Annotated in this window: 9 protein-coding genes; 3 read left to right on the top strand and 6 right to left on the bottom strand. The window is 67.6% G+C overall.

The features are described from left to right. Window positions 1–164 precede the first annotated feature (164 nt). The 4 genes from hutU to hutI are packed head-to-tail and all read right to left on the bottom strand — an operon-like array spanning window position 165 to window position 5,339. On the bottom strand, window positions 165–1,838 hold the full coding sequence (gene hutU, locus VGD20_RS00295) for a urocanate hydratase (RefSeq protein ID WP_331132537.1): 1,674 nt from the start codon (window positions 1,836–1,838) through the stop codon (window positions 165–167). Next, window positions 1,835–2,638: an N-formylglutamate deformylase gene (gene hutG / locus VGD20_RS00290; RefSeq protein ID WP_331132536.1), complete on the bottom strand. Its 804-nt coding sequence runs from the start codon at window positions 2,636–2,638 to the stop codon at window positions 1,835–1,837. Before hutG ends, hutU begins: the two co-directional genes overlap by 4 nt. Then, complete coding sequence (gene hutH, locus VGD20_RS00285; RefSeq protein ID WP_331132535.1) at window positions 2,638–4,158, bottom strand: histidine ammonia-lyase; 1,521 nt, start codon at window positions 4,156–4,158, stop codon at window positions 2,638–2,640. The genes hutG and hutH overlap by 1 nt, the downstream gene beginning before the upstream one ends. Next, entirely contained in the window at window positions 4,155–5,339 is a 1,185-nt protein-coding gene (gene hutI, locus VGD20_RS00280; RefSeq protein ID WP_414714522.1) for an imidazolonepropionase, read from the bottom strand. Before hutI ends, hutH begins: the two co-directional genes overlap by 4 nt. 56 nt (window positions 5,340–5,395) lie before the next feature. Here hutI and VGD20_RS00275 point away from each other — a divergent pair, with 56 nt between their 5' ends. The 3 genes from VGD20_RS00275 to VGD20_RS00265 all read left to right on the top strand — a co-directional run bounded on the left by VGD20_RS00275 (window position 5,396) and on the right by VGD20_RS00265 (window position 8,628). Then, window positions 5,396–6,745, top strand: coding sequence for a formimidoylglutamate deiminase (locus VGD20_RS00275; protein ID WP_331132533.1), 1,350 nt, complete (start codon window positions 5,396–5,398; stop codon window positions 6,743–6,745). After that, entirely contained in the window at window positions 6,742–7,428 is a 687-nt protein-coding gene (locus VGD20_RS00270) for a UTRA domain-containing protein (protein ID WP_331132532.1), read from the top strand. The genes VGD20_RS00275 and VGD20_RS00270 overlap by 4 nt, the downstream gene beginning before the upstream one ends. A 285-nt stretch (window positions 7,429–7,713) precedes the next feature. Continuing rightward, window positions 7,714–8,628, top strand: a complete 915-nt coding sequence (locus tag VGD20_RS00265; RefSeq protein ID WP_331132531.1) for an OmpA family protein — start codon at window positions 7,714–7,716, stop codon at window positions 8,626–8,628. A gap of 84 nt (window positions 8,629–8,712) precedes the next feature. Here the strand turns inward: VGD20_RS00265 and VGD20_RS00260 are convergent, their stop codons facing one another. After that, window positions 8,713–10,050, bottom strand: a complete 1,338-nt coding sequence (locus VGD20_RS00260) for a sigma-54 dependent transcriptional regulator (RefSeq protein WP_331132530.1) — start codon at window positions 10,048–10,050, stop codon at window positions 8,713–8,715. Then, a partial coding sequence (locus VGD20_RS00255; protein WP_331132529.1) for a sensor histidine kinase occupies window positions 10,047–11,814 on the bottom strand: 1,768 nt, incomplete at its 5' end. The genes VGD20_RS00260 and VGD20_RS00255, both read right to left, overlap by 4 nt.

Raw genomic sequence — 11,814 nt, 5'->3', positions numbered from 1 at the left:
CAAGCGAAAGGAGGTGGTCGAATGTCTCATTGTCACATGCCGCATGCGGCAGGATCGAGCATGACCGTCCTCGCGGGGGTCATGTTCGGCTGAACTGTCCGCGTCAGGCAAGACAATGGAAGGGCCGCCCCCAAAAGGGCGGCCCTTCGTTGTTCGGGGCGACGTTAGGATCGCGGCGCCACCGAGGGGAGGTCGAGCCCCTGTTCGCGCGCGCAGTCGATCGCGATGTCATAGCCGGCATCGGCGTGGCGCATCACGCCCGTCGCGGGGTCGTTCCACAGGACCCGGCCGAGCCGTTCGGCCGCAGCCTCGCTGCCGTCCGCCACGATCACCATGCCGCTATGCTGCGAATAGCCCATGCCGACCCCGCCGCCATGGTGGAGCGACACCCACGTCGCGCCCGAGGCGGTGTTGAGCAGCGCATTGAGCAGCGGCCAGTCCGACACCGCATCGCTGCCATCCTTCATCGCCTCGGTCTCGCGGTTGGGGCTCGCGACCGAGCCTGAGTCGAGATGGTCGCGGCCGATCACGACAGGCGCCTTGAGTTCGCCATTCGCGACCATTTCGTTGAAGGCGAGGCCGAGCCGGTGGCGGTCGCCGAGCCCGACCCAGCAGATGCGCGCGGGCAGGCCCTGGAACTTGATCTTCTCGCGCGCCATGTCGAGCCAATTGTGGAGATGCTTGTTGTCGGGGAGCAGCTCTTTCACCTTCGCGTCGGTCTTGTAGATATCCTCGGGATCGCCCGACAGCGCCGCCCAGCGGAAGGGGCCGATGCCGCGGCAGAAGAGCGGGCGGACATAGGCAGGGACGAAGCCGGGGAAGTCGAAGGCATTTTCGACGCCTTCGTCCTTAGCCATCTGGCGGATGTTGTTGCCATAGTCGGTCGTCGGCACGCCCGCGGCCTGCAGGTCGAGCATCGCCCGTACATGCACCGCCATCGACGCCTTTGCGGCCTTGGCGACCGCGGCAGGGTCGCTCTCGCGCTTCGAAAACCATTCGTCGAGCGTCCAGCCGGCAGGGAGGTAGCCGTTGACCGGATCATGCGCCGACGTCTGGTCGGTCAGCAGGTCGGGGCGGATACCGCGCCGGACCATCTCGGGCAGGATCTCGGCGGCGTTGCCGAGCAGGCCGACCGACACCGGTTTGCCTTCGGCATGGCTCGCCTCGATCATCGCGATCGCCTCGTCGATGGATGAGGCCTGCTTGTCGAGATAGCCGGTGCGCAGGCGCATTTCGATGCGGCTCGGCTGGCATTCGATCGCGAGGCACGATGCGCCCGCCATCACCGCGGCGAGCGGCTGCGCGCCGCCCATGCCGCCGAGCCCGGCGGTGAGCAGCCAGCGCCCCGCAAGGCTGCCGCCATAATGCTGGCGGCCCATTTCGACGAAGGTTTCGTAGGTGCCCTGAACAATGCCCTGGCTGCCGATATAGATCCAGCTGCCCGCGGTCATCTGGCCGTACATCATCAGGCCCTTTTTATCGAGCTCGTGGAAATGGTCCCAGTTCGCCCATTCGGGGACGAGATTCGAATTGGCGAGCAGCACCCGCGGGGCATTTTCGTGCGTGCGGAAGACGCCGACGGGCTTGCCCGACTGGATGAGCAGGGTCTCGTCCCCTTCCAGCCGCTTCAGCGTCTCGACGATGCGATCATAGCTCTCCCAGTCGCGCGCGGCGCGGCCGATGCCGCCGTAGACGACGAGTTCGTGCGGTGCCTCGGCGACGTCGGGGTGGAGATTGTTCATCAGCATCCGCATCGGCGCTTCGGTGAGCCAGCTTTTCGCGCTGATCTCGGTTCCGGTCGCCGGGCGGATCACGCGGCTGTTGTCGAGGCGGGTCATGAGTGTCCTTTCGCAAAGTCGAGGGTTGCGGCGATCACTTGCTCGAGCACGGGCAGGATCGCGGGGTTCGGGTCGAGGGAGGAGGGCCAGTTGGCGTGGGTGATTTCGGCGGGCTCGGCCATATAGCCGCGCTGCGCGAGCTCCATCTGGATCGCATGGACGCCGTCGTCGGGATGGCCATAGTGGCGCGTCGTCCAGCCGCCCTTGAAGCGGCCGTTGACGACATGGCTCCTGCCGCTGGCGGCGCAGATGTTCGCGACGATGGTTTCGAGTTCGGGGGCACAGGTTGTGCCGCCGTTGGTGCCGATGTTGAACTGCGGCAGCTCGCCGTCGAACAGGCGCGGGACGCGGCTGCGGATCGAATGGGCGTCGTAGAGGACGGCGCGGCCGTGTGCCGATTTCAGGCGGTCGAGCTCGGTTGTCAGCGTCTCATGATAGGGGCGGTGATAGAGATTGAGCCGCTGCGTGATCGACGCCTCGTCGGGCAGGTCGAAGCGGTAGAGCGGGTCGCCGTCGAAGGTCGTCGTCGGACAGAGCTCGGTCGTCGCCTGCCCCGGATAGAGCGACGCGCCCGAGGGATCGCGGTTCATGTCGATCACGCTGCGCGAGATGTCGGTCGCGACCAGCGTCGCACCCATGTCGGCGGCGAAGGCGTAGAGATCGGCGATCCACCAGTCGGTGTCGATCTGCGCGTGCCAGGGCGAGACGAATTGCTCGTCGAAGCCCGCGAGGTCGGTTCCGCCATGCGGGAAGGCGATGACGAGCGGCGCGTCGCCGCGATGGACGTGCAGCCAGTCCATCAACCGAGGCCCGGGAGGGTGACGGGCACCGCGACGACGAGGCTGCCCGAACGAACCAGCGCGGTCGCGGCCTCCATGTCGGGGTGGAAGTGCCGGTCGTCTTCGAGCGTCGGCACGGAAGCGCGGAGATGCCCGTGCGCTGCCTCCAGCGCATCGCTCGACTTCAGCGGGGCGTGGAAGTCGATCCCCTGGCACGCCGCGAGCAGTTCGATGCCGATCACCGCGCTGACATTGTCGGCCATGTCGAGCAGGCGGCGCGCGCCGTGTGCGGCCATCGAGACATGGTCTTCCTGGTTCGCCGAGGTCGGGATCGAGTCGACGCTCGCCGGATAGGCGCGCTGCTTGTTCTCGCTGACGAGCGCCGCGGCGGTGACCTGCGGGATCATGAAGCCTGAATTGAGGCCGGGGCGCGGGGTGAGGAAGGCGGGGAGGCCCGAGAGCGCGGGGTCGACGAGCATCGCGATGCGGCGCTCCGAAATCGAGCCGATCTCGCAGAGCGCCATGGCAATCATGTCGGCGGCGAAGGCGACGGGCTCGGCGTGGAAGTTGCCGCCTGACAAAGCTTCGTCGGTGTCGGCGAAGATCAGCGGATTGTCCGACACGCCGTTCGCCTCGATACCGAGCGTCGTCCCCGCCTGCCGCAGCAGGTCGAGCACCGCACCCATCACCTGCGGCTGGCAGCGGAGGCAGTAAGGGTCCTGCACGCGCGGATCATCGACGGCGTGCGAGGCGCGGATCGCCGATCCCGCCATCAGGCCGCGCAGCGCATCGCCGACCTCGCGCTGTCCGGCGTGCCCGCGCAGCGCGTGGATGCGCGAATCGAAGGGGGCGTCCGAACCCTTCGCGGCCTCGGTCGAGAGCGCGCCGGTGATCAGCGCCGAGCGGAAGACGGTCTCGGCACGGAAGAGGCCCGCAAGCGCGTTGGCGGTCGAGAATTGCGTGCCGTTGAGCAGCGCGAGGCCTTCCTTGGGGCCGAGATCGAGCGGGACGAGACCGGCCTCGGCGAGCGCGTCGGCGGCGGGCAGCGTCTTGCCGCCGACCTCGATCGCGCCGACCCCGATCATTGCGGCCGCCATGTGCGAGAGCGGTGCGAGATCGCCGCTCGCGCCGACCGAGCCCTGCGACGGGACGATGGGGGTGAGGCCGTTCGCCAGCATCGCCTCGATCATCGCGACCGTCGTGCGGCGGACGCCCGAGGCGCCCATGCCGAAGCTGGCGAGTTTCAATGCCATCATCAACCGGACGATGGGAGCCGGCGACGGCGCGCCGGTGCCCGCAGCGTGGCTGAGCACGATATTGCGCTGGAGCGTCGCCAGATCGTCGTCGGCGATGCGCACGCTCGCGAGCTTTCCGAAGCCGGTGTTGATGCCATAGACCGGCGCGCCCTTTGCAACGATCCGCGCGACCGCGGCGGCGCTGGCATCGATCGCCTCCCAAGCATCGGCGCTCAATTCAGCGCTCGCGCCCTCATAGATTTCGCGCCAGTCGGCGAGCGTCATGGCGCCGGGAGTGATGATCATTGTCCGTCCTTGATGCGTTGGTGAAGCGGGTTGAAGCCGATGCGGTAAACGAGCTCGGCGGGGTCGGTGACGTTCCAGATCGCGAGGTCGCACGCCTTGCCGGCCTCGATCGAGCCGATCTCGGCGCCGAGGCCGAGCGCGGCGGCGGCGTTGACGGTGACGCCGCGCAGGGCCTCGACGACGGTCAGGCCGAACAAGGTCGCACCCATGTTGAGCATGAGCAGGAGCGAGGTCGTTGGCGAGGTGCCGGGGTTGTTGTCGGTTGCGATCGCGATGCGCGCGCCGTGACGGCGCATCGCATCGATCGGCGGCAGCCTGGTCTCGCGCATGAAATAATAGGCGCCGGGCAGCAGCACCGCGACGGTCCCGGCGTCGGCCATCGCGCGGACGTCGTCGTCGGTCGCATGTTCGAGGTGGTCGGCCGACAACGCACCGTATCTCGCAGCGAGCGCGCTGCCGTGGAGCGCCGACAATTGTTCGGCGTGGAGCTTGACCGCGAGGCCGTGCGCCTGCGCCGCCGCGATCACGCGCGTACATTGTGCGGGCGAGAAACCGATGCCTTCGCAAAAGGCGTCGACCGCGGTGGCCAGCGGCGCGGCGGCGGGAATCATCTCGTCCACGACAAGGTCGATATAGGCGTCGCTGTTGCCCTTATATTCGGGGGGCAGCGCGTGCGCGCCGAGGAAGGTGGGTTCGACGCGGATGTTGCGATGCCCGCCAAGTGCGCGGGCGGCGCGGAGCATCTTGAGCTCGTCACCGGTCGACAGGCCGTACCCCGACTTGATCTCGATCGTCGTCACACCCTCGGCGATCAGCGCGTCGAGGCGGGGGAGGGCGCTCGCAACCAGTTCGGCCTCGCTCGCTTCGCGCGTCGCGCGCATCGTCGAGACGATGCCGCCGCCCGCGCGCGCAATCTCTTCATAGGTCGCGCCTTCGAGGCGCATCGCCCATTCGTTCGCGCGGTTGCCGCCGTGGACGAGGTGCGTGTGGCAGTCGATCAGGCCCGGGGTGATCAGCCGGCCGTCGCAATCGACGATTTTTTGCGCGGTCGCGGGGGCGCCCTCGGTGGGGCCGGCATAGACGATCCGGCCATTCGCTGCCGCCACGACGCCATCGTCGATCAGACCGAGTGCGTCGTCGGTCATCGTTGCGAGTCGGGCGTTCGTCCAGAGTTGCTCCATCTGGACAGCATCGTTCGAATGCGCCATTATGTCTAGACATAATATGAGGACGGACGATGACTTCTCTCTGGTTCGAACGCGCGTGGCTCGGCAACGAATGGAAAAAGGACGTGCGTCTGCGCATCGCCGACGGCCGGATTGCGAAGGTCGAGGTCGGGGCCGAGGTGGCGGAGGGTGACGATCGCCACCGCGTCGGCCTGCCGGGGCTTTGCAACGTCCACAGCCACGGCTTCCAGCGCGGCATGGCGGGGCTTTCGGAGCGCCGTAGCCGCCCCGACGACAATTTCTGGAGCTGGCGCGAGATCATGTACCGCTTCCTCGACCGGCTGACCCCCGACGATGTCGCGGCGATCACCGCGCAGGCCTATGCCGAGATGCTCGAAACGGGCTTCACGCGCGTCGGCGAGTTTCACTATCTGCACCACGATCCGGCGGGCGCGGCCTATGCCGATCCGGCCGAGATGGCGGGGGCGATTGCTGAGGCGAGCGCCGCGACGGGGATCGGGCTGACCCTGCTTCCCGTTTTCTATGCGCACGGCAATTTCGGCGCGGCGGCGCCGAGCCCCGGCCAACGGCGGTTTCTCAATGACATCGACGGCTTTGCGAAGCTTCTCGGCGCTTCGCGGTCGAAGCTCTCGGGCGACGCCAATATGGGGGTCGCACCGCACTCGCTGCGCGCCGTGACGCCCGAAGAGCTGACCGCCTTGCTCGTCATGTCGCCGGCGGGGCCGGTGCACATCCACGCCGCCGAGCAGGTGAAGGAAGTTGCCGACTGCGTCGCGTGGAGCGGGGCGCGGCCGGTCGAATGGCTGCTCGACAACGCCGGGGTCGACGCGCGCTGGTGCCTGATCCATTCGACCCACCTTGATGAAAGCGAGGTCCCGCGGCTCGCCGCGAGCGGTGCGGTGGCCGGACTCTGCCCGATCACCGAGGGCAATCTGGGCGACGGCATCTTTCCCGCGATCGATTATCTCGCCGCGGGCGGACGTTTCGGGGTCGGCACCGACAGCAATATCCTCGTCGATGCCGCGCAGGAGCTCCGCGCGCTCGAATATTCGCAGCGCCTCGCGCACCGCGCGCGGGCGCTTCTCGCGGGCGAGGCTTCGCCTTTTGTCGGGGCCAATCTTTTTGCACGCGCCGTGGACGGCGGCGCGCAGGCGCTCGGCGTGCCGGCGGGGCTTGCCGTGGGCCATGCCGCCGACATCGTGTCGCTCGACCTCGACCACCCGGCTTTTGCCGGCACCGACGATGCGACGCTGTTCGATCGCTGGATATTCGCCGCGCGGGCCGGTGCCGTCGACACCGTCTGGCGCGCGGGCGCCAAATGCGTCGAGAACGGCCGCCATGTCGATAGTGAGGCGATCGGTGCCGCCTATCGCGCCTGTGTCGCGCGGGTCCTCGCTTGAGCCCCGCCCGGCGCATCCGCGACGAGATTGCGGGCCTGATCCGCTCGGGCGCGTGGCGTCCCGGGCATCGCATCCCCACCGAACAGGAACTCGCGGCCGAGCACGGCTGCGCACGCGCGACCGTGAGCAAGGCGCTCAGCGAACTTGCGGCGTCGGGGTTGATCGAACGGCGCCGCAAGGCAGGGTCGTTCGTGGCGCATCCGGCAGTCCATTCGGCGGTGATGACGGTGCCGGACCTCGCCGAACTGATCGCCGCGCGGGGCGAAGCCTATCGGTGGCAGGCCCTGTCGGCCGAGCCGGCGAAGCAGGGCGAGGGGCCCGTCCCCGGGCCGGCGCTCTGTATCGTCGGCCTCCATATGGCGGCAGGCGAAGCGTTCGCGCTCGAACGCAGGCTGATCTCGCTGGTAGAGGTTCCGGGCGCCGGCGACGTGGATTTCGCAAAGGAAGCGCCCGGGACGTGGCTGCTCGCACATATTCCCTGGACGCAGGTGCGCCACGTCATCCGGGCGGTGTCGCCGACCCGCAAGGAGGCCGGGCTGCTCGGGGTCGGCGCGGCTGCGGCGTGCCTCGAGCTCGATCGCACCACATGGCGCGCGGGACGCGTCGTGACCCATGTCCGGCAGCTGTTTCGCGGCGACCGTTTCGATCTTGTCGCCGAATTCAAGGCAGGAATCCAGGGCTAGGATCCTTATCTGGCGCGTGTCCGCCCAAGGGAAAGAAGCGGCCATCCAAATTTGTGCGCGAACTCAGCGCCTTGCATTTTTCCCGAAATGCCGGACGTCCGGTCGGGCAACTCCTTATTGTAAATTTGCCGACATAAAAGCGACATCGGCAGGACATGGTTTGTCGATTGGCCGTGCAAAACCCTCGATAATCCGCGCAACTTTGGGCCTGGCCGGGAGTATCCATGTGCCAGAACGGGCCACATCAACAGGTGGACCCGGCTGATCCCATTGAAGGAGTAGGGTATGGGTGCCGTTTCCAAAAATCCGAGAATGTTGCTGCTGCTGGCCATGATGGCCGGGACAGCGGCGGGCAGTATCGCTGCACAGGCGCAGGACACGCAGGCGCAAGATGCACAGGCGCAGGAGGCATCGTCCGATGGCGGCGATGTCATGGCGACCGTCTATGGCACGATTCCGCCCGCGTCCGAGATGACCAAGGGCCCCAAGGTCGAAGGCATTATCTCGGCGCGCAGCGAAGGCCGGGTGCAGGTCACGACGACCGACGGCAATAACACGATCATCGCTCTCATCCCCGAAACCAAGATCAAGGGGAGCGGCGGTTTCCTCGGCCTCGCGAGCAACAAGCTGGCGGCGGACTCGCTGCTCAACGGCCTGCCGGTCACCGTCGAGACGCTGCAGTGGAGCGGCGGTCTGGCCGCAGGCCAGGTCGCGCTGAAGAACAAGGATCTCCGCACGGCGTCGATGATCCGTACCGGCACCGACCAGCGCTTTGCCGAGCAGACTGCGGCGACCGAAGCCCTGCGCGGCCGCGTCGGCGATATCGACCAGTATAATATCAAGGGCACGACGAACGTGAACTTCGATACCGGCAAGGCCGTGCTGTCCGAGCAGGGCAAAGCCGATCTTTGCGCCGCCGCGACGCAGGCGGACGGGATGGACAATGCGCTGCTGCTCGTCGTCGGCTACACCGATTCGACGGGAAGCGAGGAGCTGAACCAGACGCTCAGCGAAAAGCGCGCCGCGCGCGTCGTCAATTACCTGCAGCAGGCGTGCGGCTGGAAGCCCTATCGCATGCTGACCCCCACCGGGATGGCCGAGGCGGACCCGGCGGCAGACAATAACACCCCCGAGGGCAAGGCGCAGAACCGCCGCGTCGCCGTGAATATCATGGTGAGCAAGGGTCTCGACGGGATCTGAACGCTTCGGGGGTGGGATTGGCCCACCCCCGGCTTCTTGGGCCGGAATGCTGCTTCGCTCGTCACCGGAGGATAGTCCGGCGCGCTACGTCCGGAATATTTTCGGGTCGATCCGGTGCCGCTGCATCTTGTCGTAAAGCGTCTTTCGCGGGATGCCGAGGCGCGCCATCGTCTCGGCGATATTGCCCTGCGTCTGGGTCAGCGTGTCGTGGATGATCGTCGCCTCGAAGCGGCGGAGACGTTCGGACAGCGATGCCTCGCCCGGCATCGCCGACAGGCCGGGGTCCGATGGCAGGTCGAGAACGACGCTATAGGCAAAATTCCTGAGTTCGCGGACGTTGCCCGGCCAGTCGTGCTCGACGAGGTGGCGGCGGACGCCATCGTCGATCTGGAACCCCTGCAGCCCCATCTTTGCCGCGGCTTCGTCGAGGAAATAGGCGAAGGTCTGCGGGATGTCCGACCGGCGTTCGCGCAAGGGCGGAATCCGCAGCTTCACGACGTGGAGGCGGTAATAGAGGTCTTCGCGGAATGTGCCGGCGCGCACCGCGTCCATCAGGTCGGTCTTGGTTGCGGCGACGACGCGCAGGTCGACGGGCTCGGGCGCGGCAGCGCCCACCGGCTGGACTTCGCGCTCCTCGATCACGCGCAGCAGCTTCGCCTGCACGGCGGGGTGCATCGTGTCGATCTCGTCGAGGAACAAGGTGCCGCGGTGCGCCGCGCGGACGCGCCCCGCCTGGCCGAGCTTGCCCGTCGCGCGGTCGATCTGGTCGCTGCCGAACAGTTCGGCCTCGGCAACGTCGTGCGGCAGGGCGGCGCAGTTTACCGCGACGAGCGACGCGGCGCTGCGCCGGCTTTGGCGGTGGAGCATATGCGCGACGAGTTCCTTGCCGGTTCCCGTCTCTCCCTCGATCAGCACGTCGAAATCGGCCTGCGCGAGTTGCGTGATCGTCTCGCGCAGCCGCAGCATCGCGGCGCTTTCGCCGATCAGCGGGCTGTCGATCGCGGCGGCCGCCGCGGTCAGCCGGCGATTGTCGAGGATCAGCGCACGATGCGCGAGCGCGCGGCGCGCGACTCCGACCAGATGGTCAGAGGCAAAGGGCTTGGCTAGGAAGTCGAAGGCGCCGTCGTGGAGTGCGCGAACCGCCATCGCGACATCGGCGTGACCGGTAATCAGGATGACGGGGATGCCGGGATCGATGGCGTGGATCGCGGCGCGCAGTTCGAGCCCGTCCATCCCGGGCATGCGGATATCGGTGACGATAATGCCCGGAAAAGCGGCATCGATGCGCGGCAGGACGCTCGCGGCATCGGGAAAGGCTTCGACCGCGAGATTCGCGAGATCGAGCGTCTGAACATTGGCCTCGCGGAGCGCCGCGTCGTCGTCGACGAAGAATATCATCTGTTCACCGGTGAAGAAACTCATGCCGGCCTCAAACTAAGGCGGAAACCTGCGCCGCCGAGCGGCGAGGGGATCAGGGTCAGCGAACCGCCGAACTCCCCCATGATGTCGCTCGCGATCGCGAGGCCGAGGCCGAGGCCGTCAGGACGGCCGGTGACGAAGGGCGTGAAAAGCTGGGGCAACAGGTCGGCGCGGATGCCGGGGCCATTGTCGCAAATGTCGATGTGCACGGGATCGGCGCCATGCACGCGAAGGACGATATGCGGGTCCCTGACGCCGTGCACTGCGTCGGCGGCATTTTGCAGCAGGTTGACGAGCACCTGTTCGAGCCGGACGCGGTCGGCGTGCACGGTCCGGGCCGGATCTTCGACCGCGATGTCGAGTGCGATGCCCTGCGCACGCAGCCGGTCGCCGATGAGAAGATTGGTGCCGTCGATCGCCGATTGCAGCGCGACGGGGCCAAGCGGGGTGGGCTTGCGCCGTGCGAAATTGCGCAGTTCGTTGGTGATCGCGCCGACGCGCGCGGTGAGTTCGACGATCGTGTCGAGGTTGCCGCGCGCCTTGTCGGACTGCCCGCGGTCGAGATAGCTCAGGCTGTTTTCGGCGAAGGTGCGGATCGCGGCGAGCGGCTGGTTGATTTCGTGCGCGACGCCCGCGGTGATCTGCCCGATCGAGCCGAGCCGGCTGGCCTGCGCCAGTTCCTCGCGCGCTTCGCGGAAACGGCGGTCGGTTTCGGCCTGTCGTTCGGCGGCCTGCTGCAATTCGGCATTGGCCTCGCGCAAGTCCTGCGTGCGCGCCGCAACCTCGCGTTCGAGCGCGACATGCGCCGCCTGTCGCAAGGCCTGTCGCTCGACGAGGCGGAGAAGCGCGAGAACCGCCGTGCCGACGAGGATCAGGAGGACGAGAAACAGCACACGCGCGGTTGCGTTCGCGCCGTCTCGCGCCGGCCCGGCGGGTTGCAGGACATGGAGCTTGCTGCCCGGAAGCGAAACGCGCTGGACGGTCTGGCGGTATAGCGCGCCGCCGCCCTGGTCGGCGATGCGGACATCGCCGTCGGCCTGCCAGATCGCCAGCGGCGCCAGCGTTGCATCGCCATAGCTGCGGGTATCGCGCAGGCGTTGCTGGGCAGCGCGTGAAATCGGGCCGAAAGAACGGAAGCGCCACGCGGGTTCGCTCGTCATGATGACGATGCCGGCGTCGTCGGTGACGAGCGTCGCCGCCGGGGAATCGGCCCATTTGGCTTCGAGCTTGTCGAACTCGACCTTGACGACGATCACGCCGAGCGGACGGCCGCCGACATCGACGCGGCGCGCGAGGAACAGTCCCGGACGTCCGCTGACGGTGCCGAGCGCGAACATCTCGGCCTCGCCGCGCTGCATCGCGCCCCGGAAATAGGGACGGAAGCGATAGTCCTGCCCGACGAAGCTCGTCCCGGCTTGCCAGTTGCTGGCCGCGATCGTCATGCCGTCGGCGCCGATGACATAGATGACCGCGGCGTCGGTACGCCGCGCGAGCTGCTCGAGTTCGCGGTCGAGCCGCCGCGACGCCGCCGCGCTCTTTTCGGCGAGCGCGAGGCGGACGTCGGGGAATTCGCTGAGCACGCGCGGCAGCAGGCGGAATTTCTGAAGTTCGCTTTCGAGCAGGCTCGCATGCGCGCGCGCATTCTGCCGCGCATCGGCATCGGCGCGCGTGCGCGCATGGCCCGCCGCCCATTGGCTGAGGCCGAGCGCCGCCGCGAGCAGGATCAGCCCGCCGACGATCGTGGCGACGAGCAGCCGCCGCCGACCG

The sequence above is a fragment of the Sphingopyxis sp. genome (assembly GCF_036402335.1).
Lineage (GTDB): Bacteria > Pseudomonadota > Alphaproteobacteria > Sphingomonadales > Sphingomonadaceae > Sphingopyxis.
Note: the sequence above shows the minus strand (reverse complement) of the source record. Positions and strands in the feature narration are given on the sequence as shown.